The 21,828-nt window shown below is 71.3% G+C and carries 21 protein-coding genes and 1 riboswitch; of the genes, 15 read left to right on the top strand and 6 right to left on the bottom strand.

Annotation, left to right across the window (positions count from 1 at the left end):
- Nucleotides 1–106 precede the first annotated feature (106 nt).
- From E1283_RS02180 to E1283_RS02170, 3 genes are read left to right on the top strand one after another with little or no spacing between them, the layout of a single operon-like run.
- On the top strand, nt 107–385 hold the full coding sequence (locus E1283_RS02180) for a polyprenyl synthetase (RefSeq protein ID WP_132815967.1): 279 nt from the start codon (nt 107–109) through the stop codon (nt 383–385).
- Nucleotides 378–1,430, top strand: a complete 1,053-nt coding sequence (locus E1283_RS02175; protein ID WP_132815965.1) for a polyprenyl synthetase family protein — start codon at nt 378–380, stop codon at nt 1,428–1,430. The genes E1283_RS02180 and E1283_RS02175 overlap by 8 nt, the downstream gene beginning before the upstream one ends.
- A 32-nt stretch (nt 1,431–1,462) precedes the next feature.
- On the top strand, nt 1,463–2,626 hold the full coding sequence (locus E1283_RS02170; protein ID WP_132815963.1) for an oxygenase MpaB family protein: 1,164 nt from the start codon (nt 1,463–1,465) through the stop codon (nt 2,624–2,626).
- Between the two features lie 468 nt (nt 2,627–3,094).
- On the opposite strand, the gene E1283_RS02165 is transcribed toward E1283_RS02170, so the two are convergent.
- Entirely contained in the window at nt 3,095–3,892 is a 798-nt protein-coding gene (locus tag E1283_RS02165) for a GNAT family N-acetyltransferase (protein ID WP_132815961.1), read from the bottom strand.
- Nucleotides 3,893–4,144: 252 nt separating this feature from the next.
- Nucleotides 4,145–4,230, top strand: a riboswitch (ZMP/ZTP riboswitch).
- A 22-nt stretch (nt 4,231–4,252) separates the two neighbouring features.
- Between E1283_RS02165 and E1283_RS02160 the strand changes: the two genes are divergently transcribed.
- A complete protein-coding gene (locus E1283_RS02160; RefSeq protein ID WP_132815959.1) occupies nt 4,253–5,119 on the top strand; it encodes a bifunctional 5,10-methylenetetrahydrofolate dehydrogenase/5,10-methenyltetrahydrofolate cyclohydrolase in 867 nt (288 codons plus the stop codon).
- Nucleotides 5,120–5,180: 61 nt separating this feature from the next.
- Here the strand turns inward: E1283_RS02160 and E1283_RS02155 are convergent, their stop codons facing one another.
- Both E1283_RS02155 and E1283_RS02150 read right to left on the bottom strand, forming a co-directional pair.
- Nucleotides 5,181–6,539 (bottom strand): NtaA/DmoA family FMN-dependent monooxygenase, encoded by a 1,359-nt coding sequence (locus tag E1283_RS02155; RefSeq protein WP_132815957.1) that lies wholly within the window; start codon nt 6,537–6,539, stop codon nt 5,181–5,183.
- Nucleotides 6,540–6,564: 25 nt separating this feature from the next.
- Nucleotides 6,565–7,785 (bottom strand): LLM class flavin-dependent oxidoreductase, encoded by a 1,221-nt coding sequence (locus E1283_RS02150; RefSeq protein WP_132815955.1) that lies wholly within the window; start codon nt 7,783–7,785, stop codon nt 6,565–6,567.
- Nucleotides 7,786–8,278: 493 nt separating this feature from the next.
- Here E1283_RS02150 and E1283_RS02145 point away from each other — a divergent pair, with 493 nt between their 5' ends.
- The 5 genes from E1283_RS02145 (at nt 8,279) to E1283_RS39395 (ending at nt 13,630) form a co-directional block, all read left to right on the top strand.
- Nucleotides 8,279–9,901 carry an ABC transporter substrate-binding protein gene (locus E1283_RS02145; RefSeq protein ID WP_132815953.1) on the top strand — a complete coding sequence of 541 codons (1,623 nt, stop codon included), beginning with the start codon at nt 8,279–8,281 and terminating at the stop codon, nt 9,899–9,901.
- Nucleotides 9,901–10,860, top strand: a complete 960-nt coding sequence (locus tag E1283_RS38485) for an ABC transporter permease (RefSeq protein WP_165955979.1) — start codon at nt 9,901–9,903, stop codon at nt 10,858–10,860. Before E1283_RS02145 ends, E1283_RS38485 begins: the two co-directional genes overlap by 1 nt.
- Complete coding sequence (locus E1283_RS38480) at nt 10,857–11,762, top strand: ABC transporter permease (protein ID WP_425086124.1); 906 nt, start codon at nt 10,857–10,859, stop codon at nt 11,760–11,762. Before E1283_RS38485 ends, E1283_RS38480 begins: the two co-directional genes overlap by 4 nt.
- On the top strand, nt 11,759–13,429 hold the full coding sequence (locus E1283_RS02135) for a dipeptide ABC transporter ATP-binding protein (RefSeq protein WP_132815949.1): 1,671 nt from the start codon (nt 11,759–11,761) through the stop codon (nt 13,427–13,429). The genes E1283_RS38480 and E1283_RS02135 overlap by 4 nt, the downstream gene beginning before the upstream one ends.
- Before the next feature lie 66 nt (nt 13,430–13,495).
- Nucleotides 13,496–13,630, top strand: coding sequence for a hypothetical protein (locus E1283_RS39395; protein ID WP_279571232.1), 135 nt, complete (start codon nt 13,496–13,498; stop codon nt 13,628–13,630).
- 456 nt (nt 13,631–14,086) lie between these two features.
- On the opposite strand, the gene E1283_RS02130 is transcribed toward E1283_RS39395, so the two are convergent.
- On the bottom strand, nt 14,087–15,097 hold the full coding sequence (locus E1283_RS02130; protein ID WP_132815947.1) for a winged helix-turn-helix domain-containing protein: 1,011 nt from the start codon (nt 15,095–15,097) through the stop codon (nt 14,087–14,089).
- Nucleotides 15,098–15,533: 436 nt separating this feature from the next.
- On the opposite strand from E1283_RS02130, the gene E1283_RS02125 reads away from it, so the two are divergent.
- Nucleotides 15,534–16,106, top strand: coding sequence for a pentapeptide repeat-containing protein (locus tag E1283_RS02125; protein WP_165955978.1), 573 nt, complete (start codon nt 15,534–15,536; stop codon nt 16,104–16,106).
- Between the two features lie 52 nt (nt 16,107–16,158).
- Here the strand turns inward: E1283_RS02125 and E1283_RS02120 are convergent, their stop codons facing one another.
- Complete coding sequence (locus E1283_RS02120; RefSeq protein ID WP_132815943.1) at nt 16,159–16,569, bottom strand: hypothetical protein; 411 nt, start codon at nt 16,567–16,569, stop codon at nt 16,159–16,161.
- Nucleotides 16,570–16,872: 303 nt separating this feature from the next.
- On the opposite strand from E1283_RS02120, the gene E1283_RS02115 reads away from it, so the two are divergent.
- Entirely contained in the window at nt 16,873–17,349 is a 477-nt protein-coding gene (locus E1283_RS02115; protein ID WP_243744547.1) for an NUDIX hydrolase, read from the top strand.
- 359 nt (nt 17,350–17,708) lie between these two features.
- Here E1283_RS02115 and E1283_RS02105 read toward each other — a convergent pair whose 3' ends face one another.
- Nucleotides 17,709–18,164 carry a VOC family protein gene (locus E1283_RS02105; RefSeq protein ID WP_132815995.1) on the bottom strand — a complete coding sequence of 152 codons (456 nt, stop codon included), beginning with the start codon at nt 18,162–18,164 and terminating at the stop codon, nt 17,709–17,711.
- A 277-nt stretch (nt 18,165–18,441) separates the two neighbouring features.
- Between E1283_RS02105 and E1283_RS36965 the strand changes: the two genes are divergently transcribed.
- The 4 genes from E1283_RS36965 to E1283_RS02090 all read left to right on the top strand — a co-directional run bounded on the left by E1283_RS36965 (nt 18,442) and on the right by E1283_RS02090 (nt 21,559).
- Nucleotides 18,442–18,600 (top strand): hypothetical protein, encoded by a 159-nt coding sequence (locus E1283_RS36965; RefSeq protein WP_165955977.1) that lies wholly within the window; start codon nt 18,442–18,444, stop codon nt 18,598–18,600.
- 54 nt (nt 18,601–18,654) lie between these two features.
- Nucleotides 18,655–18,867, top strand: a complete 213-nt coding sequence (locus E1283_RS02100; RefSeq protein ID WP_132815939.1) for a hypothetical protein — start codon at nt 18,655–18,657, stop codon at nt 18,865–18,867.
- Between the two features lie 441 nt (nt 18,868–19,308).
- Complete coding sequence (locus tag E1283_RS39640) at nt 19,309–20,787, top strand: serine/threonine-protein kinase (RefSeq protein ID WP_132815937.1); 1,479 nt, start codon at nt 19,309–19,311, stop codon at nt 20,785–20,787.
- A gap of 376 nt (nt 20,788–21,163) precedes the next feature.
- Nucleotides 21,164–21,559, top strand: a complete 396-nt coding sequence (locus E1283_RS02090) for a fucose-binding lectin II (protein WP_132815935.1) — start codon at nt 21,164–21,166, stop codon at nt 21,557–21,559.
- The last annotated feature ends 269 nt before the right edge of the window (nt 21,560–21,828 follow it).

Below are 21,828 nucleotides of genomic sequence, written 5' to 3'. Positions count from 1 at the left end.
TCGCTCGATCGTGTGCTCATCCCCCCATGTGCCCGGCCTGACGCGATGCTGGGGAGGACGGCGCGCGAGTGCCGCCGCCCGGATCTGCCGTGGGTGAGGGGATGGGATGACGCAAGAATCGGAACGACGCGGGGGCCTGGACGAGCAGGCGGTGCTGCTGGCGGCCGGGCTGGCCGACCTGGCGGTGAGCACACTGGGTTCGGCGCTGGGGGCGGCGCGGGGGCTGCTGCGCCGTTCGGACGCCGCGGAGCTGGCGGCGGAGGCCGAGCACGATCTGGTGGCGCGCGGCCGCCTGGCACTGGACCGGTACACGGCCGTCCCCCCGGCCCACCTGGAGATCCTCGCCCGGCACGCCCGGACTCGGCGGGTCGCGGACGATGCCTGACCGGTGGGAGCCGGCCGCGTTCAGGACCCGGGTCGACGACGTGCTTCACCACTTCGTCGGCCGGGAGGCCGAGCAGTTGTCGGCGATCGACCCGGTCCTCGGCCCGGTGGCCGACCAGTTGGAGGCGGCGGTCACCGAGGGCAAGCGGCTGCGGGCGGCGTTCTGCTACTGGGGCTGGCGTGCGGTGGGGCAGCCGGACAGCGACGCGCTGGTACGGGCGGCGGCCTCGATGGAACTGGTGCACGCCGCCGCGGTGGTCCACGACGATCTCATCGACGACAGCCCGTTGCGGCATGGCCGGCCCACGGCACACATCGCCCTGCGCGGTGCCGTGCGCCGGAACCCACGGGCCGTCTCCGCCGCCAGGTCGCTGGCGATGCTGGTGGGGGATCTGCTGATGTCGCTGGCCGGGCAGCTGTTCACCACCAGCGGCCTGCCCGCCGCGTACCTGGCTCGAGCCCGCCCGCTCTGGTCGGTGCTGGCCCGGGAGCTGATCGCGGGCGAATGCCTGGAGATCCTGTGCACCGGCGCCGACCCCGACGCCGCGACCTCGATGAAGGTGGTCCGCTACAAGACCGCCAAGTACACCGTCGAGCAGCCCCTGCTGATCGGCGGCGCCCTGGCCGGGGCCGGCGAGCGGCTGCGCCAGGGCTACTCCGCGTACGGGCTCCCGCTGGGCGAGGCGTTCCAGCTGCGGGACGACCTGCTCGGCCTGTTCGGAGACCCGGAACACACTGGCAAGTCCAACACCGACGATGTGCGCGGGCACCGGCCCACGGCCCTGCTGGCCGAGACCTGGCGCGTCGCCGGCGACGACGAGCGGCGGCGACTGCGCGCCCTCCTCGGCCGACCCGACCTGGACGCCGACGGTCTGGACGCGGTCCGCGAGGTGATGCGTCGACTGAGGTCGCCCGACCGCGTCGAGGCCATGATCACCGCGCGGGTCGAGGAGGCCCTCGGCGCGCTGCACGAGCTGGACGCACCCGCGCACGCCGCCGCGGCCCTGACCACGCTGGCGCATTCGGCGGCCGTCCGCCTGTCGTGACCTCCGCAGACAAGCAGACAAGGAGCCCTGCCATGACCCACACCGAGGCATCGATGGACGCCCTCCAGCAGGCCGGTGACGAACTCGCGGACGCCACCGTCGCCGCCCTCTTCGCACGCGGGGAGGTGGGCAAATTCAACACCCTGATGCGCTACGTCTCCACCGCCGGCGCTCCGTTGCCGGACGGGCTGCCCGACGTCGCCCGGGAGTACCTTCAGGCCACGAGCGCCCCGCCGACCTGGGTGGACTGGGACGAGATGGAGCGGGCCCGGCTGTTCTTCATCGACAACAACGTGCACATCTCCACCGCACTGTCCTTCGCCGCCATGCCCGCCTGCTACGTCGTCCCGCGGGTGGCGCGACTGCTGTCGGCCACCCACGGCCTGAACTACCCCTCGAAACGCATGGCGGAGACCGGCCAGTTCACCGTCTACCTGATGCAGCCCGGCGCCTTCGAGGCCGACAGCCGGTTCATCCCCGCGGCCCAGAAGGTCCGTCTCCTGCACGCCTCCATCCGCCACCACCTCAGGCGTGAGAACCGCTGGGACACCGACGTGCTCGGAACGCCGATCTGCCAGGAGGACATGATCGGCGGGCAGATGTTCTTCTCCCTGCTCGTCCTGGACAGCCTGCACCGCCTCGGCATCCACATGTCGACCCAGGGCGCGGAGGCCTACTTCTACGCCTGGCGGGTGGTCGGCGCCATGCTCGGCGTCGACCAGGACGCCGTCCCCAAAACCCTCGACGACGCCCGCCGGTTCCTCGACCTGTACATGATCCGGCACATGGGGCCGTCCGAGGAAGGCGCCCACCTGACCCGACAGCTCATCGACCTCTACGAGGAGGTCGCGCCAGGGACCTTCTTCGACCCGATCGTCTCCGCGCTCATCCGATACCTCGTCGGCGACACGTGCGCCGACTGGCTCGAAGTACCCCGCACCGCGTGGGACACCGTCGTCAAGGCCGTGCCCCACCTCCTCGGCGTCCTGGAGACCATCGAGGACCGCTCCCCCCTCGGAGCCTGGGCGTTGGACCGCCTCGGCCATCTCACCACCGTCCTCGAGCTGTCCTCCCTCACCCGCGGACGCGTGATGCACTACGCCATCCCCGAACAGCTCAAGAAGGACTACGGCGTCCCCGGCGCCGTACCCCGCACCCGCCGCTGGACCCCGCCCGCCGCCACGGTCTCCGGGTGACCCGGGCACGCGAACCCCGACGGCCCGAACCCGGGGGCCGCCGAACACGGATCCTCGAGCCGGCGGGTCCCCCGGGGGGTTCCGGAACCCCCACGCGAAGACCTGTCACCAGCGCGTGCACCGAAACCCTCCGCGCCCTCCGCGCCCGAGCCACGACGCGCGGGCTCGCGGGCAGGCCGACGGATTCGACACGGAGGGGACGCGGCTGGGCCGTTGCCGGTACGGTCCCGCGGTCTCGGCCTTCCTCCAACAACTTCCGGCGCTGATCGGCGTGGCACACACGCGGGCGAGGACGGTCGCCGAGACGGAACGGTTCGTGCGGAACGAAACCCACGAGCGCCTGTCCCCGCTCGGCGTTCGGGACAGACCACACTCCCGCGCGGCTTCGGGGCTCGTCCATCGCATCCAGGGAGGTGGCCCATACCCGTGTGAGTATCCGCCGGGCCCCTCGACGGCCGCGCTACCGCGTCACGCTGCGCGGTCGTTGTGCCGGGGCTGGTGGACGTACGGAGTCGTGGTACTCAGAACGGCGAACCCGAGTCGTCGCAGGATGGGACGGCTCTGGTCGCTGGCGTCGACCTGAAGGTAGCGGTAGCCGAGGCCGGCGGCGATCCGGGCACGGTGGGCGACCACGGCCCGGTAGATACCCCGGCCCCGCCAGGCAGCCACCGTGCCGCCACCCCAGAGGCCCGCGAACTCCGTTGCCGGGTTCAGCTCCATCCGCGCCGAGCAGACGGGCAGGTCGCCGGCCATCGCGACGACCGCGCTGACCGTTCCCGCCCTCCGGGCCAGTTGGGTGAGCAGCCGCTGCCGCAGACCGGCACCACTGGTGCCAAAGGCCTGCTCGTGGACGTCCACCACGAGATCCACCCCAGCCGGGTCGGTCACCGGATGCAGGCGGACACCCTCGGGCAGCGCGACGTCGGTCGGCAGATCCTGGATCCGGGCGACCATCACCGCTTCCTCGGGCTCGGCGGTGAACCCGGCGGATCGCAGTCGCCTCCCGAGATCGCCCGGCCGGTCGTGCGCGTACGCCTTCCACTCGAACCCGCGCCCCAGCGTGCCGAAGTAGCGCACCTGCGCCGCGATCGCCGCATCCGCCGTAGCCTCGTCGAGGTCCGACCAGAGGACGCCGTTCCAGTCGTGATCCGCGCCGACCTGCCGCACGACGTCACCGTCACGCTCGACTCGGGCCCCCGGACCGTCGGGCCGCGCGTCGCGCCTCATCTGGCGGTCGAACAGGGCCAGCACTTCTTCGCGATCCATCCGCCCACTCCAGCATCAGGTAAACGGCCTCGCCATCGAGTTTCTCCCGCTCCCCGCCGACGTGGCCTTCCACGTCCACCCGGTCCGCTGCACCCGCCTCCCTGACGAAGGCATCGGAGTGCTGCTGGACAGCGTTTCGTGGACCGTCCTCGACGACCCGTGACGCCCGGGGCGGGTCCCCCCACGCGGCGCCCTCGGAGTGGACAACCTCCACAGCGGCACGTCGGCCCTCTGCCGCGTCAACTACAGTGTTCCGTGGGCCGTGACTGGCGCTGAGGTGGAGCACCACTGGGGAGCGGCCTGACGAGATGTCGTTGCCGTGCGCCTGGGCGAGTGGTCAGCAACGCCTGGAGGGCAACGATGTCCGCGATTCAGACGGCTCAGCTCATGGACGGCACCGGCCTCGCCAAACGCGTCGTCGAGGAGGCCGCCGCCCGAGCGGGCGAGATCTCACGGCGCGCGGGGACCAGTCCGTGTCTGGCGACCGTGCTGGTGGGGGAGGATCCCGCTTCGGTCACGTACGTGCGCATGAAGCGGGCACGGAGCGCGAAGGCCGGTATCCGCTCCCGGCAGATCGGTCTGCCCGCCACCACCACGACCGCCGAGTTGGTCGACAGCCTCACCGCCCTGTCCGACGATCCGGACGTGCACGGGATCCTGCTCCAGCATCCCTGCGGGCCGCACATCGATGAGCGGGCGGCCTTCGAGGCCATCGCCCCGGAGAAGGACGTCGACGGGGTCACGATGCGTTCCTTCGCCGCGATGAGCTTCGGGCTGCCGGGGTTCGTGTCCTGCACGCCGGGCGGGATCATGCGGCTGCTCGACGCCTACGACGTCGACCTCGCCGGCAAGCACGCCGTCGTGGTGGGGCGCAGCGCGATTCTCGGCAAGCCGGCGGGGATGCTCCTGCTCGCCGAGGACGCGACGGTGACGTACTGCCACTCCCGCACGGCCGACCTGCCGGGAATCGTCCGGGAAGCCGACGTGGTGGTGGCGGCCGTGGGACGGCCCCGGCTGATCCGTGGGGAGGACATCAAGCCCGGCGCGGTGGTGATCGACGCCGGATACAACCGGGGCAACGTCGGCGACGTGGACTTCGACACCGCCGTCACCCGAGCCCGTCTGATCACTCCGGTGCCCGGCGGCGTCGGACCGATGACCATCGCCGTGCTGCTCGCGCAGACCGTGGAAGCCGCCGCGAACCAGCTCGGGATCCCACACCGCTGACCGCCGCCCCGCCGCCCCGGCGGCCCGGGTGTGCCGGGGCACCGGGTCGCCGGGATGAGCTTCAGGCGGCCAGCGTCCCGTCGGCCGGTGCCGGGAGGCCCAGGTTGTCGCGCAGGGTGCGGCCCCCGTAGTCGGTGCGGAGCGAGCCGCGTTCCTGGAGGAGCGGCACCACCTGGTCGACGAACTCGTCGAGGCCGCTCGGCACCAGGTGGGAGCCGAGGATGAAGCCGTCCGAGCCGTCCTGCTGGACGAACGCGTCGATGCGGTCGGCGACCTGGGCGGGGGTGCCGACGAACTCGGTTCTCCCGAAGGCGTGGATGGCGAGGTCACGGAGCGAGTAGCCGCGGGCGGCGGCGAGTTCGCGCCACTCGGCGACGGTGGCGAACGGGTCCTGGTGCAGCACGGCGCGTCCCTGGATGACGCGTGGCCCGGTCGGGTCCGGGTCGACGTCGGGCAGCGGCCCGTCCGGGTCGTAGCCGGACAGGTCGCGGTTCCAGACGGACTCCAGGAGGATCTGGGCGGTCTGCCCGCTGATCTGCCGCAGCAGGACGTCCCGGTGGCGCTCCTCGGCCTGCGCCGCGGTGTCGCCGAGCACGAAGGAGGCCGAGGGCAGCACCTTCACCGAGCCCGGCGGCCGGCCCTGGCGGGCCGCCCTGGCATGGATGTCGCGGTAGAACTCCTGGGCCTCGGCGAGCCGGTGGTAGGGGGAGAAGACGGCGTCGGCGCCGCCGGCGGCGAAGTCCCGTCCCTGGGGCGAGACCCCGGCCTGCAGGATCACCGGGTGCCCCTGTGGGCTCCGGGGGGTGCTGAACCGCCCCGCGATGTCGAACTGCCGGCCGGTGAAGTCGAAGGAGCCGGCGTCCTTCTGCCGGAGGAAGGCGCCCTCGTCCCGTTCCGCGGCGATGGCGTCGGTCGGCCAGGAGTCCCAGAGCCGGCGGGCGACGGCGAGGAACTCCTGGGCGCGGACATAGCGGTCCTCGCGGTCGAGGAAGCCGCCGCGCCGGAAGTTGCGGCCGGTGAAGGCGTCGAACGAGGTGACGACGTTCCAGCCGGCCCGGCCGCCCGACAGATGGTCGAGCGAGGCGAGTTGGCGGGCCAGCTCGTAGGGCTCGTTGAAGGTGGCGTTGAGGGTGCCGACCAGGCCCAGGTGCTCGGTCACCGCGGCCAGCGCGGCCAGCACCGGGAGGGTGTCGGGTCGGCCGACGATGTCCTGGTCGAAGATCCTCCCGCCGCGCTCCCGCAGCGCCAGGCCCTCGGCGAGGAAGAAGAAGTCGAACCTGCCGCGCTCGGCGGTCCGGGCGACGTGGCGGAAGGTGGAGAACGCGATCTGGCTGCCGGCCTTCGGGTCGGACCAGACGGTGTGGTGGTTCACGCCGCCGACGTAGGCGCCGAGGATGATCTGCTTCCTGGCTTCGCTCATGGCGTCTTTCCGTTCCTCGCGATGGTCAACGGGCCGTGGCGGCGTAGCGGTTGGCGGGACGCGGGAGCCCCAGCAGGCCCCGCAGCGTGTCCGCCCGGTAGGCGTCGCGGAACGCGCCGCGGCGTCGCAGCTCGGGCACCAACGCGTCGACGACGGTGTCCAGGTCGTCCGGTAGCACGGCCGGGCGCAGCCGGAAACCGGTCAGCCCCGCCTCGCTCAACTCGATCAGGGTGTCGGCCAGTTGGGCGGCGGTGCCGGTGAAGACCGGGGCGTCGCCGGTGTACTCGGCGCCGAGGCGCCCGTCGAGCCGGCCGCGGCGCCCCTCGGCCGCCGACGCGGTTGCTCCGAGGACGACGACCAGGTCGCCGAAGACGTGCACCGTCTCGTCGGCGCGGCCCGCCGCGCGCTGCTCGGCGCGGATCTCCTCGACGGCGGCCCCGGCCTGGCCGGCGTCCCGGGGGGTGATGTAGACGACGTCGGCGGTCCTGGCGCCGAACCGGTAGGGCACGGAGGCGTGACCGAGCGCGGTGACCAGCGGCTGGCCCTGTGGCGGGCGCGGCACGATGGAAGGCCCGCGCACGCTGAACCAGCGGCCGGCGAAGTCGACGGGGTGCAACTTCTCGCGGTCGATGAACCGTTCGGTGGCGGCGTCGCGGATCTCCGCGTCGTCCTCCCAGCTGTCCCACAGCCGCCGCACGACGGTGACGAAGTCCTCGGCCTCGGCGAACGCGTCGGCGAAGACCGTGGCGATCTCGTCCGGCGACGGGAGGCCGCCGTCGGGCCCCGGCTCGGGCAGCGTCGGCACCTGGCGCCGGCCGAAGTGCGGGTTCTCCAGCGGCTTCGACAACTGGGCGCGCCAGCCGGCCCGGCCCTCGCTGACGAAGTCGAGGGTGGCGATCGCCTTGGAGACGTGGAACGGCTCGGTGTGGGTGGTGGTGGCGGTCGGCACCAGCCCGATATGGCGGGTCAGCGGCGCCACGCGGGAGGCGATCAGCACCGCGTCGAGCCGGCCGCGCACCTGGTCGACGCGGTCGTCGTGCCGGTTGGGGCCGGTGGACTGGAGGGCCAGGGCGTCCTCGATGGTGACGAAGTCGAGCAGCCCGGACTCGGCCCTGGCGACCAGGTCGGCCCAGTAACCGGCCGTCAGGAGTTCCCCGGGGCGAGCGCCGGGCTCGCGCCAGGCGGCGGGATGCCAGCCGGCGCCGTCGAGGGCGACGGCCAGGTGGAGGTGATGTGTGGTGGTCATGGCGGAGACTCGCTTCCTGGTCGGGATGAGGACACGAGGAGGCACGACGGCACGCGTACGGGCGGCACGCCGGTCAGCGAGGAGGTACGACGTCGAGCGATGCCGAGCGATGCCGAGCGATGCCGAGCGATGTGGTGCGGGGGTGCGGCGGGGGAGGGGCGTTCGGGTCAGCGACAGAGACAGCTGGCCGAGCGGCGCAGGTCGATGGGCAGGCGGCGGACGAGGGAGGCCGTCACCCGGGCATCGGAGGAGCGCGGCGGGACGAGGACGGGTCCCCGCATGGCATGCCCCCCTCACCGGAACGTGGAGCGCACCGGAACGCCGAGCGCCCGGCGGATCTCGCCGAGCGGCGTGAAGCCTTTCGACGCTAACAAGACCGCTTTCCCGTTGTCCACGGTCCCCGGGCATCCGAAGTCCCCCCGGCCGGCCGGGCCCGGCAGCCGTCCATGCGGTGGACACACCATGTCAACACCGCGCGGAGACAGTGGTCTCCATGGCTAGATCGCGCCGTCGAACCGCCCTGCCCGCCGTGCTCCTCGTCTCCCTCCTGGCCACCGCCGCCTGTTCCGCCGCCGGTTCCTCGTCCCGTGACGGGGGCGTGGGCGACGCGGGCGAGCCACGCTCCGGCGGCGAGCTGAACTTCGCGCTCGCCTCCGACCCGGTCTGCGTCGACCCGCACCAGCGGGCCACCAACGACGCCATCTACCCGGCCCGGCAGTTGGTGGACTCGCTGACCGACCAGGACCCGGAGACCGGGGAGATCGTGCCGTGGCTGGCCACCGCGTGGGAGGTGGACGACGAGGCCCGCACGTTCACCTTCACGCTCCGGGACGACGCCACGTTCAGCGACGGCACCCCGGTCGACGCCCAGGCCGTGAAGGACACCTTCGACAGCGTCGTGGCGCTCGGCGCGCAGGCCGCGCTCGGCAGCGGCTACCTGTCCGGGTACGCCGGCACCGAGGTCGTCGACGCCCGTACGGCGCGGGTGAGCTTCGAGGCGCCCAACGCGCAGTTCCTGCAGGCCACCTCGACGTCCGCGCTGGGCATACTCGCCAGATCGACCACGGAGCTGCCCGCCGAGGAGCGGTGCACGGGGAACGTGGTGGGCTCGGGCCCCTTCGTCCTCGACGAGTACACGCCGAACGTGTCCGTGGTGCAGAGCCGCAGGGCGGACTACGCCTGGGGCTCCTCGCTGTGGCGGCACCAGGGCCCGGCCTACCTGGAGCGGCTGACGTTCACGATCATCCCCGAGTCCGGGGTGCGCACCGGTGCGCTCCAGTCGGGGCAGGTGGACGCCATCGGCGGAGTGGCGGCCCAGGACGAGGCGAGCCTGGCGGCCGCCGGCTTCACCCTGGCCAGCCGCCCCAACCCCGGGCTGCCGTTCGCGCTCACCGCCAACCTGTCCCGCCCGCTGCCGGCGGACGAGGCGATCCGCCGCGCCGTGAGCCTGGCGGTCGACCGGCAGGAGGTCGTGGACACGGTCCTCAGCCCCTCGTTCACGGTCGCCACCGGCTCGCTCGCGCACACCACGGCCACCTACACGGACCTCTCGGAGCTGCTTCCCCACGATCCGGACCGGGCGGCCGCGCTGCTCGACGACGCCGGCTGGGTGCCGGGCCCCGACGGGGTGCGGGTGAGGGACGGCGAGGAGCTGCGCCTGACGGCGATGTGGATACCGAACTTCGGCCCCAACGAGAACGCCCTCCAGCTGATCCAGCAACAACTGCGGGCGGTGGGCATCGACCTGCGGCTGCGCACCGTGCCGCTGCCCGAGCTGCCGGCGGCCCAGGAGGAGGGCGACTTCGACTACTTCTGGGGCAACACCACCCGCACCGACCCGGACATCATGCGCACCGCGTTCTCCGCCGACCTGCGGAACATCTACCGCCAGCCGTCCGGCACCCCGCTCCAGGAGGCGCTGGCCGCGCAGAACGCCACCACCGACCCGGAACGGCGCGCCGCGACGTCGGCCGAGGCCCAACGGCTGCTGGTGGAGGACGGCTCGACGGTCCCGGTCTTCGAACTGACCACCGTGCTCGGGGTGGCCGACCACGTGCACGACCTGGACTTCGAGGCGTCCTCCCGGATCCGGTTGCACGACACCTGGGTCTCCTGATGGCCCGGTTCCTGGCCCGCCGGATCGTCCAGTCGGTGCTGGTGCTGTGGGCGTCGTTCACCCTGGCGTTCGTGGTGCTGTACCTGCTGCCGAGCGATCCGGTGGCGATCATGGCGGCGGGCGGCGGCGAGGCGTCCGCGGTCACCGACGAGCAGGTCGCCGAGCTGCGCGAGACCTACGGCCTCGACCAGCCGGCCTGGCGGCAGTACCTGGAGCGTCTCGCGGACGCCGCCCACGGCGACTTCGGCCAGTCCGTGGCGAACGGCGAACCGGTGGGCCGGGTGATCGCCGAGTCGCTGCCGGCGACGCTCCAACTCGCCGGCTGCGCCCTGCTCGTCGCGGCGCTCGGCGGTGGCGGCCTGGCGCTGGCCGCCACCTGGGTACGACGCGGCTGGCTGCGGCAGGCGTTGCTCTCGCTGCCCGCGCTCGGCGTGTCGGCGCCCACCTTCTGGGTGGGCCTGCTGCTGGTGCAACTGGTCTCCTTCCGCTGGGGATTGCTGCCCGCCTTCGGCAACGAGGGATGGGACGCCATCGTGTTGCCCGCGATCACCCTGGCGCTGCCCGTCGGTTCGGTGCTGGCGCAGGTCTTCGCCAAGAGCCTGCGGACGGCGCTGGCCGAGCCCTACGCCGAGACGGCCTGGGCCAAGGGCGCCTCGCCGGCCAGAGTCCACCTCGGGCACGCGGTGCGCAACGCGGCGCTGCCACCGCTGACGGTGCTCGGGCTGCTGCTGGGCAACCTGCTCGCCGGCTCGGTGGTGGTGGAGAGCGTCTTCTCCCGCACCGGGCTCGGCCGGACGACGGCCACGGCGGTCAACTCCCAGGACATCCCGATGGTGTTGGGGATCGTGAGCTTCGGGGCGCTGGTGTTCGTGCTGGCCAACCTGCTGGTCGACCTCCTCGGCCCGCTGCTCGACCCCCGGCTGGCGGCGGAGCGGGCGGAGCGGGCGGTGCCGGCGTGAACGGCGTGAACGGCGTGACGCGGGTGGCCGGCACCGCACCCCACCAGGCGCCCTCCCCACCTGCCGTGACACCGGAGGCCGGTCGACTCGCCGCCCGCCTCGGGTACTGGCTGCGGCGGCCGGGGCTGGTGCTGTCCGTTCTGGTGGTCGGCGCGGTGCTGACGGCGGCCATCCTGCCCGAGCTCTTCACCTCGCGGGACCCGCTGACCGGCGTGCCGGCCGAGAAGCTACGCGGTCCCAGCGCCGAACACCCCTTCGGAACCGACCAGTTGGGGCGTGACCTGTTCGCCAGGACGGTGCACGGCGCGGCGCTCTCGCTCCGTGCCACCTCGCTCGCGGTGGCGGTGGGGCTGGTGGCCGGCTCGGCCATGGGACTGCTGGCCGGCGCGCTCGGCGGCCGGGTGGACGACGTGCTGATGCGCTGTGCCGACGTGCTGCTCGCCATCCCGGCGCTGCTGCTGTCGTTGGCCATCGTGACCGCGCTCGGCTTCGGCACCACCCGGGTGGCGATCGCGGTCGGCGTGACCAGCGTCGCCGGGTTCGCACGGGTGATGCGGGCCGAGGTGCTGCGGGTGCGCGGCACCGTGTACGTGGAGGCGGCCCACGCGGCCGGCGCCCGCCGCCACTCCGTGCTGCTGCGGCACGTGCTGCCCAACGCGGCGGGTCCCGTCCTGGTGTTCGCGGCCGTGGAGTTCGGCGCGGTGGTGCTCGCGGTCTCGGCGCTCAGCTTCCTCGGCTACGGCGCGGAACCGCCGACGCCCGAGTGGGGCTCACTGGTCTCCGAGGGGCGTGACTACCTGGCCGGCGCCTGGTGGCTGACCACCTTCCCCGGCCTGACCATCGCCGCCACCGTGCTGGCCGCCAACCGGATCGCCCGGGCATGGGAAGGCGAGGAGCGATGAGCCGAGAAGCGACGAGCCGAGCAGGCGGGACGAGCCGAGGAACCGGGGGCGTCCAGCCACCCCTGCTCGCGGTACGCGGGCTGCGGGTGAGCTACGGCGCGGCCGAGGTGGTGCGCGGCGTCGACCTGACGGTGGCACCCGGCGAGACCGTGGCGCTGGTCGGCGAGTCGGGCTCGGGCAAGTCGACGACCGCGCACGCCGTCGTCGGCCTGCTGCCGCGCGGCGGCCGACGTACCGCGGGCGAGGTCGTCCTCGCCGGCGAGGACCTGGCCGCCGGCGGTGAGCGGGCGCTGCGCGCCCGACGCGGCTCCGACATCGGCCTGATCCCGCAGGACCCCTACCTCGCGCTCAACCCGGTGCAGCGGGTCGGGCGGCAGGTCGCCGAGAGCCTGCTCATCCACGGCCTCGCCGACCGGGCCGGTGCCCGCGAACGGGCCGTCGAACTTCTGGCCCAGGTCGGGTTCGACCAACCCGAGACGCGCGCGAGACAGTATCCGCACGAGTTGTCCGGCGGCATGCGACAGCGGGTGCTGATCGCCACGGCGCTGGCCGCCGGGCCGCGGCTGCTGATCGCCGACGAGCCGACCAGCGCGCTGGACGTCACCGTCCAGCGCCAGGTTCTCGACCACCTGGAGCGCCTGACGCGCGACCGGGGCACCGCGCTGCTGCTGATCACCCACGACCTGGGCGTGGCGGCGGACCGGGCGCAGCGGACCGTGGTGATGTCGCGGGGCGAGGTGGTGGAGGCCGGGCCCACGAACGAGGTGCTCGGCGGCCCCCGACACCCGTACACCAGACGGCTGTTGGCGGCGGTTCCCAGCCTGGCCGGGCCCCGTCTCGCCGCGCCGCGCGCGGCGCGGACACCCGACGGCGGCCCCCTGGTGGTGGCCGACCGGCTGGTCAAGGACTTCCCGTTGCCTCGCTCGGCCGGCGGCCGCCGGCTGCGGGCCGTGGACGGCGTCAGCCTCACCGTCGCGCGCGGCGAGACGTTCGCGCTGGTCGGCGAGTCGGGCTCGGGCAAGTCGACCACGGCCAGGATAGTGATGCGGCTGACCGCGCCCAGCTCGGGCACCGTGACGTTCGACGGGCTCGACGCCACCGCGCTCACCGGCGAACCTCTGCGCCGACTGCGCCGCCGGATGCAGATCGTCTACCAGAGCCCGTACGCCTCCCTCGACCCGCGCTTCACGGTGGCCGAGTCGATCGGCGAACCGCTGCGGGCCTTCCGGGTGGCCGGCCGACGCGAAAGGGCGCGCCGCGCCGCCGAGTTGCTGGAGCGGGTGGCGCTGCCGGCCAGTGCGCTGCGGCGCCGCCCGGCCGAGCTGTCCGGCGGCCAGCGGCAGCGGGTGGCGATCGCGAGGGCGTTGGCCCTCGAACCCGACCTGGTGGTGTGCGACGAGCCGGTCTCGGCGCTCGACGTGTCGGTGCAGGCCCAGATACTCGACCTGCTCGCCGAGCTCCAGCGTGAGCTGGGGCTCAGCTACCTGTTCATCTCCCACGACCTGGCCGTGGTGCGGCAGATCGCACACCGGGTGGGGGTGATGCGGGACGGCCGGCTGGTCGAGACCGGCACCACCGAGCGGATCTTCGACGAGCCCCACCACGCCTACACCGAGGAACTGCTCGCCGCCATCCCGGGAAGACGAACGGCCGGCCAACCCCGGTGAAGCGGAGTCCATACCTCTTCCGCAACCGCCCGCCCGGCTCTGTCGAGTTGGCCTCGCACGCGGATCGTGGCACAGCTCGACACCACTCCGCTCAACCGCCCGCGCCGTGAGGAACTCGACGCCCACCTGCCCGGCCCCGTCGAGGCGATGATCGCCTCCTACCGGGCCGGGACGGCGCAGTCACCGGCCACGCGGGTTTGACAGTTGTCGAACCCGCCGTCTGTCCCGCGGTGATGAACGACAGCCTGGGAACAGACCACACACCTCGACGTGCCGTCGCGCCGTCGGGGTGTTGTCGTTGCCAGCCTGCCTGAGCCCTCCACACGCGGCCCGCGTCGCCCCCTGAGGGCTCCTCTTCCGCGACGTTCTCCCCGCGTCCACGCGGTTCATCGAGAAACCGCCCTCTCCCTCTCGCCACCCCCCCCGCCAGGGGTAATCCGCGCGAACGGCATGGACACCACCTCCTCACCCGCCGACCGGAGCACTCCTTTCCGGCTTTCCTTCATGACCCATGCCGCGGACGTCGAGAACCCCCGCAGGGCATGTCGCGACAGCCTGGAACTGTTCACCATCGCCGACGAACTCGGCTTCGAGACCGGCTGGGGCCGGTTGCCGTCCCCCCGGTCTTCCTCCACCGCGCCTGCCGCCAGCTGGCTCTCATCGGGTGGTGTCGAGCAGGTTGGTGCCGAGTGGGGTGGTGGTGTGGAGAGCGGTGTTGTGGTGCCGCGTAGTGGTGGTGAGCCCGGCGGTGCGAAGGATGGTGGCGTGTTGGCTGGCGCTGGCGGGGGAGACGCCGGTGTGGCGGGCGAGTTCGGTGGTGGTGCAGCCGGGGTGGTGGGCGATGGTCCACAGGACGATGGCACGGGTGTGACCCAGGAGCGCCGTCAGGGACTGGGGCACGGTACTGAGGGCTTGTGCGGTGGTCGTGGGAGGCAGAAAGAGGCTGGCGTCGTGCGGAGCGGCGGGGTACGTGAGCCAGGGCTGGGGTTCGGCTTCGTCGTCAAGTGCCGGATAGACGGCTCCGAAGACGGTCGGGATCAGGAGTAGACCGCGCCCGGCGAGGTGGACGTCCCCATCGTTGCCGGAGGCCAAGGTGAGTTCGAGAACGGGGGGCTCCCACCGAATGTAGCGGGGGTTGAGCCCGGACAGCAGGGCGTGCAGTCCGCCGCGGGCGGCCTGGCGTTGGCGAAGTGCCTGGTCCGCGTTGGCGAGGGCGGTGATGCGCTGCTGGTAGGGAGCGATCACGTGTTGGTGGACATGGGCCGTGGCGTCGGCCAGTTCCAGCAGCAGTGCCTTGTCGCTGCCGAGCGCACGTGTCCACGCGGGCACGGGACGGCGAGGGCTGCGGTCGGCCCAGATCTCCATGTCCTTACGCACCCGCGCGGCGGGCATCGCCCGGATCCCGTCCAGTGCCCCCTCGACGCTGTCGGCGCTCGTATGGTCGAGGAAGCCCACACCCCAGCCCGTGGGCGGAATCAAGTCGAACAGCCGCCGCACCCTCGGCGACAGCCGCCGCAGAGACTCCCGGCGCCAGGCGACGAACCTGGTCGGATGGCTCCTCTCCTGCAGCAGTCGCAGCGCGATCTCCAACTCCAGCATGGGCCTGGGCCGCTCAGCCAACCGGGTGCGGGCCAGGTCCTCGGCAGTGAAGTGAACGCGTAACGACATAGCCCAGAAGCATGTCCAGGATGCCGTTATTCGGACCAGACCAAATCACGTCGATCCCCGCTCAGCGGTCCAGCCACCATCGAAAGGCACCGACCGAGGGGGAAACCCCAGAAGGCTCGGTCTCGTGCGTGGCGGGTGCGGCGGCACACGGAGGGGGCGTGCCGTCGCACTGCCCCTCACATCTCTCGACGGGTTCCCCGACCGGGGAAAACAACCTGGAGGACTCGCATGGAACGTGACAAGCAGCGTGGCCGCGTCCGCAACGTACACTTGCCGCGCCTGGCGGGGCGCCGGCACTGGCAAGTGTGATTACGTCAGCCGGAACCGCGCAGGCGGCGACACACCCAGAGCACCCACGCCACTTTCGACGGATGACGATGGGAACCGCTGTCCGAAGCTGTTTCGTCCTCCGGTGATGACGCCTCCAAGACCGGATTTGGACGGGCCCGCAGAAACGCGGTGGCCGGAACGGCCCTTCTGCGGACGCCCGTCCGACTCGCTCGATTCAGGAGGATGCCCCGGCGTCGTTGTCGACGGTCACGCGGACTGCCTGGCTCATCTGGACCACATCGACCGCGCCGCCTACCTGACAAGCCTTGCTCCGTGGGCGGACGTCGACCACCGCGGGACATCCTTCACGCCAGAACTGCTGCGCGAACTCCTCGAAGCCCTCAAGGATCCCGACACCAGCAGAGCCCGTTTCGGCCACGCGGGGTTCGACGGCGCGACCTTCACCGGCCGAGCCGCGTTCGACGATGCGACTTTCACGGGCCACGCCGGATTCAGGGAGGCGACCTTCACCGCCGACGCCGACTTCGCGAAGGCGACGTTCGCCCGCGCCGCCCGGTTCGACGACGCGACCTTCACGAACCGTGCTGAGTTCAGGAAGGCCACCTTCACGGGGCCCGCCTACTTCGACGACGTCACCTTCGCGCCGTACCCCTTCCTCCCGGCAGGGGCACGCTACCCAGTTGTTCCGCCACCCCGCAGACCCTTCCTCGACACATGACTCCAGGCAGACGGAGGTGGGCGACTCCCCGCTGTCGATGACAGGGTCTATCTCAGGTCCGGCGCAGCGCGGACCACTGCAGGACGGCGAAGCCGGCGACGGTCAACGCCTGCACGGGGATCCAGACGGCCCCGGCCATGGTCGGTTCGAACCAGAGCGTGAGTGCGGCGATGCTGAGAACGGCCCAGAGGAGATTCGCGTCGACGACGGCCTTCACGGGCTGTTGCGGCGGCTGCCGGCGGGTGGCGAGATAACCGACTCCGGCAGCGAACAGAGCGAGAAAGACACCCAGCCCGACCAGGACGGTCTTCTCGATCCCGAGCAGCCGACCCAGCGGTCCGGACGCCGCGACGTACGCCAGTCCGTTGACGCCGGTGGTGAGGGCGTCGAGAGCGAGGAACCGGCGCAGCATCGTCTGTGGCTCAGTGGTGCGGGAGATGCTGGCGAGCAGAGTTGCGGACATGGCGGATCGGCCTCCATCAAAGTCATGCGGGCTGGGTGAGGAACCCGAACTCGGACGGAGTCGCGTTGCCCGAGTTCCGGTACCGCAAGGGTGTCGAGCGAAGCGGGGGGCGTCGATTACGTGCGAGGTAATGGAGGCAGGGCTTCAGGCCCGATCGACCCACACGGACCGTCCTGCGATATCTGCGACCTGTCCCTGCTTTACGGTCTGCTGGGCATGGTGACAGCCGGCATGGCTGACCAGGTGCGATCAACGCAGTCCGGGTATTGATCGACATTTCGAGCACCGCATAGCGTCAGGATCGTGGAAACAACGCACCGGCCCGCCGCCCGGGTCATCTGTCTGGACGCTGCCCATCGCCTGCTTCTTCTGCGCTGGCGTGATCCGTTCGACGGGACGTGGCTCTGGGAGCCACCCGGTGGCGGTATTGAGCCGGGCGAGACGCCGCTGGTCACGGCACGACGAGAGCTGGCCGAGGAAACCGGACTCGACCAGGCTGCCGTGCTTGATCGGTCTGTGCCGGTCGACCGTGATTTTCAGTGGAACGGCAAGCGGTACGTCGGGACGGAGTACTTCTTCGTTGCGCGGTTCGCCGACGAGCAACCATCGCTCGTGCGGACCGGCCTGCTTCCCGATGAGCAGGTCAATCTGGACACGCACGTCTGGCTCGAATGGTCTGATCTGAGCTCGCTGTCAGACCCGGTTGAGCCGCCACAGTTGCTGGCCGTGCTCGGCACCCTGGTGCCAGACGGTCCGTGGCCTGATCGGGGCCGTGCATGACGGTCGAAGATCCGCTGAGGGGTGTGCCGCTGCTTGGCCGGCGCGTCCAGATCCGCCCGCCCCCCCGCAGACCACGTGCTGACATGGCGTATGCCTCCCGCAAGAACCGCGCCTACCTGCGCCGCCGCGGGATCCCCCGCACCATCCCAACAAGGCCGACCATGCGCGCAACCACCAGAAGCGCGGCTACCGCCCCGGCCGACCACCGCGAGCGCCACGCTGTCGAGTGCGGAATCAACCGACTTTAAAGGCACAGGGCGGTGGCCATGAGATACGACAAGCTCTCCGTCCGCTACGAGGCGACGGTGCTGGTCGCAGCCGTGAACGAGTGGCTGTGAGCAGCACCGTCGCAACGGCCCTCAGACGACGTCGAATTCGTTGCCCTCGGGATCCTGCATGGCCGCGGCGTACATCCCCATGTCCGGCTCATCCTTGAACCGCAGCACGGTGGCACCAGCTTTGACCAGCCGTTCCACCGTAGCCTTGACCCGCTGTGTGCGGACGTCCAGTGGGACGTCACGGCCCCCACCGACCTTCAGGTCGAAGTGCCACCGGTTCTTGGCGACCTTCGGCTCCGGAACCTGCTGGAACCACACCCTCGGTCCACGTCCCGCGGGATCAACGATCGACTCCGCAACATCCCCCGGACCAGCCGGCAACTCTTCCTCGGGCACCCCCACCGCCGCCCAGTAAGCACGCCACGTGGCGTGCCCGCCCGGCGGAGGCTCAACCACGTACCCCAGGGCCTCGGCCCAGAAAGTCACCATTCTCTGCGGATCGGAGCAGTCGATCGTCAGCTGTACTGTCATTTCCATGCTTGGAGCATCCCAGGTAGGACTGACAAACGATCGGTGGGCGATACGGACCACGGTCACGGTCAGCACGCCGTGGGTACCGGCTAACGACGCCTGGCACCGGTTCCCGCCCACCGCGGAGCCGTAGGCATACGGGTCGGCGGCGACCTGCTCGCTCTCCGCGTCGAACCGCCGACGCCGCTTCGGCGCCTCGTCCGAGCACTGGAGGCGGTAGCGGCGACTCATACGTCCAGGTCCTCCTCCAGACGAGGCCACCGCGGCTACTCCGGTGGCCCGAATGCGCGTGATCCTGCGCGCCGAACACGGCTCGACGCGGGCCGTCGCCGCCCGGCCCGGGCTCAGCCCCCGCACCGTGCAGCGCTACCGGCCGAGCCGGATCGGCCGCCCGGGCCGGCAGTTGGCGGCCGCGCTAAAGCGCGAGGCGCGCCGCAGCTAGCAGCCGCGGCTCCGACAGCGCGCGATCCGCCGCGCCACCCAGGCCGGCATCGCCGTGGAGACGAGGGCGAGGTTCGGGTTCACCGCCGCCCCCGGCTCCACCGACTACCCGAGGCTGCGCAGGATCACCGAAACCGTGGATCTCGGCGCGGCCGCCGCGCTGCTCGCCGCCCACCAGGCCGGCGCCGACGAGACCGAGCTGCGCGGCACCCTCGGGCAGGGCCTTGATGTCGAGATCACCAACATCGACTACCTCGACCTCAGCTGATAGCGGGTCCGCTCACGGCCGGAGCCGGCACCCGCTGTGGGTGCGGCCTCCGGTGCGCCCGATTGCTGGCTAAGGGGCTGCGCCGCTCCTGTGCCCGCCCCACCGGCATCCCGCCCCTGACCTGCGCTGGGGTCCACGCCGGGGCTCGACCATGCTCTCGGGTGACGGTGTTGGCCGTGGGCAGGCGAGGGGGCGAAGGTGGCACTGGACGTGTGGGCGTCCGCCTGGGTGGCGGATGCTGGTGGGTACTCCAACGCATGGGCCGGTGGCTGGAGTCAGCGACGCGATGTGGACGGCGAAGGATCCGGCCTGGCCCAGCGTCTTGTTGAGGACAGCGGTGGTTTCGGGCGTGCTGGATGTGCGGCGTCCTGTTCGCTTCTGATCTGGTGCTCATACGATGTCGGGCTACAGCGTGCCTGGATGTGAGGGGGAGCAAGGGTGATGGGGTTAAGGCATCAGGTCAGGCCGCTCCAGCCACAAGATCCTCGGGAGGTTTCGGGGTACCCGCTGCGTGGGCGGCTCGGGGCTGGAGGAATGGGCACGGTCTATCTCTCTGAGACGCGGGGCGGGCAGCCAGTAGCGGTGAAGGTGGTGCACGCACAGTTGGCTGAGGATCCCTTGTTTCGACGGCGGTTCGAGCAGGAGGTCAACGCGGCGCTACGTGTGCGCGGCCGCTATCTCGTGCCGGTCCTGGACAGCGACACCGCGGGAGCCGTCCCCTGGGTGGCCACCAGCTATGTGCCTGGTCCGTCATTGGCGTCAGCAGTGGCCACAAGTGGCCCGCTTCCGCCCCAGACGGTACTACTGCTGACCGCCGGCATCGCGCACGCGTTGACGGCCATCCACGACGCCGGCGTGGTCCACCGAGACCTCAAGCCCGGCAACGTGCTGCTCGCCGAAGACGGGCCGGCCGTCATCGACTTCGGTATCGCGCGGGCGGCCGACGCCACGTCGTTGACGGGTACGGATGTGCGCGTGGGCACGCCGGCGTTCATGGCACCGGAACAGATCGAGGGCGGCGCCCCGGCGACCCCAGCGCTGGACATCTTCGCGCTGGGCCTCACGGCCTACTTCGCCGCGACCGGGACTCACCCGTTCGGAGAGGGGGCGGCGTCCTCGCTGCTCTACCGCATCGTCAACGGGCAACCAGACATCTCCGCCTGCCCGCCCGGGCTGCGGGAACTGATAGGTCCTTGCCTGGCCAAGGACCCAGCGGCCCGACCGACGCCCTCCGACATCGTGGAAACGTGCCGGAGGCTGGGCGAAACGATGGGGTTGGCCAGTCCGCTCCCGTCAGCAGGATGGTTCACCGCTCCGTACACGACCGTCTCTGCCGTCCCCACACCCCCGCGAGTCCCCCCGTTCGTGCCGCCGCATGTGATGTCAGCTCCCACGCCTACACCACTCACCCAGTACCCGACCGGAACCAGAAGGCCGAGCTATCCACCGGCGACCAGGCACGGCAGCCGCGCCGCAACCTCGGCGATCACGCTGGCACTACTGTCTCTGCCGGGGCTCCTGTACCTGGCCTATCTGATAACCGAGTTCCAACGCTTCTCCGCGGGGCCGCCCGTAGTGGTACCGGTGTATCTGACGTTGGGCGTGACGGAGATGATCGCATTCCTCATAGGGGCGCTCCTGCTGTCCCAGCACGCGATGGTTGGGCGCTGGATGATCGTGGTGGCAGGCGGCGTGGTGGCTCTACAGGGGGCGGGTTCCATCCCGATCTTCTTCTTTACCGGCGGAGACCTGGCGTTCGAGCCACCGCCCTCCCTGCCCGCCTATTCCGTCATCTTCTTCGTCGTCATGCCGCTGATAGCCGCTCCGGCACTCGCAGCCGCGATCACAGCCGCGCATCCGTCCACCGGCCGCTGGTGCCTCTCGGTAGCCGGACCGGCCGTGCCACCAGGCCTTCGTTAGCGGAGGACGGCGCGTGGAGCGCCACATGAGCGCCTCGTAGGTATGGTCGGCCCGCCGGGGCCGCGAAACCGCAGGTCAACCGCAAGGATGAGTGCCGGCGGGGCACAGGGGCGGCACATACTCAAGCACAGGGGCAGCACATACCCGCAGGCCGCTTCCGCCGACCGCGGGTCTGCCCAGGGGGTGTTCCTTGTCCCTTCGGTAGCGGGGCGGGTGGTCGTGCCCCCCGACGTCGTGTGCTCGTTGGATCGACTGGGTGGCATCGCTTCGGCGTGTCCGAGTTCGCGGGCTGGGCTTCCGCTCAGGCCCGCCAGCATCGGGCTTGTTGCGCCGACGGGCTTGCCCGTATCCAGCACAGCATCCGAAGGAGCGTTCGATGTCCGACACATACGTCTTCGTCAACGGCAACAAGGCCGAGGTCAGTCTCCCCGCCGGCGCCGACGTCCACGTCAAGGTGAAGACCAATTCGAAGCACACCCAGCAGGTGCGCCTCGGCAGGGCGGACGGCTCTGTCGACCACACCTACAGCGGGTCGGGAGACAGCAACACCGTCATCGGGAACAACCGCATCACCGCTGATGGGAAGCAGCTGTACTCCGCCACCTTCGAGTACAGCGATGGCGACGGCGCGATGCAGCCGAGCAAGCTCAACAGCGGCGGCCCCTACGACATCGGCGAATACCACATCATGGTGGTCGTCGCCGAGAACGGCGACGACGCCGACTACAACGACTCCATCCTCGAGTTCAGCTGGCACACGCCGAAGGCGTGACGCCTGAGCCTGCCGTCGCCACGGCTGAGGCGGACGAAGGGCGACGGCAGGCTGTACTCGCCCGGACCACAAAGGGACGCGAGGAAACCCAGCTGGTCGGTTCGCCGGGCCCACGACGCCGGAGGTCGGCGCAAGGATCGGCGCCGGCGGGACACGGAGGCGGCACATACCCGAAAGCTCGCATACCGCGACGTATCCGGCGGTGTCGAATCGTCGGTGAATCCGGCTCGCCGCAGCGCCTCCATGAGGGCGGCCCCGGCCCCGGCCCC

It is taken from the genome of Streptomyces hainanensis, assembly GCF_004348415.1.
GTDB lineage: Bacteria > Actinomycetota > Actinomycetes > Streptomycetales > Streptomycetaceae > Streptomyces > Streptomyces hainanensis.
This window is presented reverse-complemented; position numbering and strand designations above follow the sequence as displayed.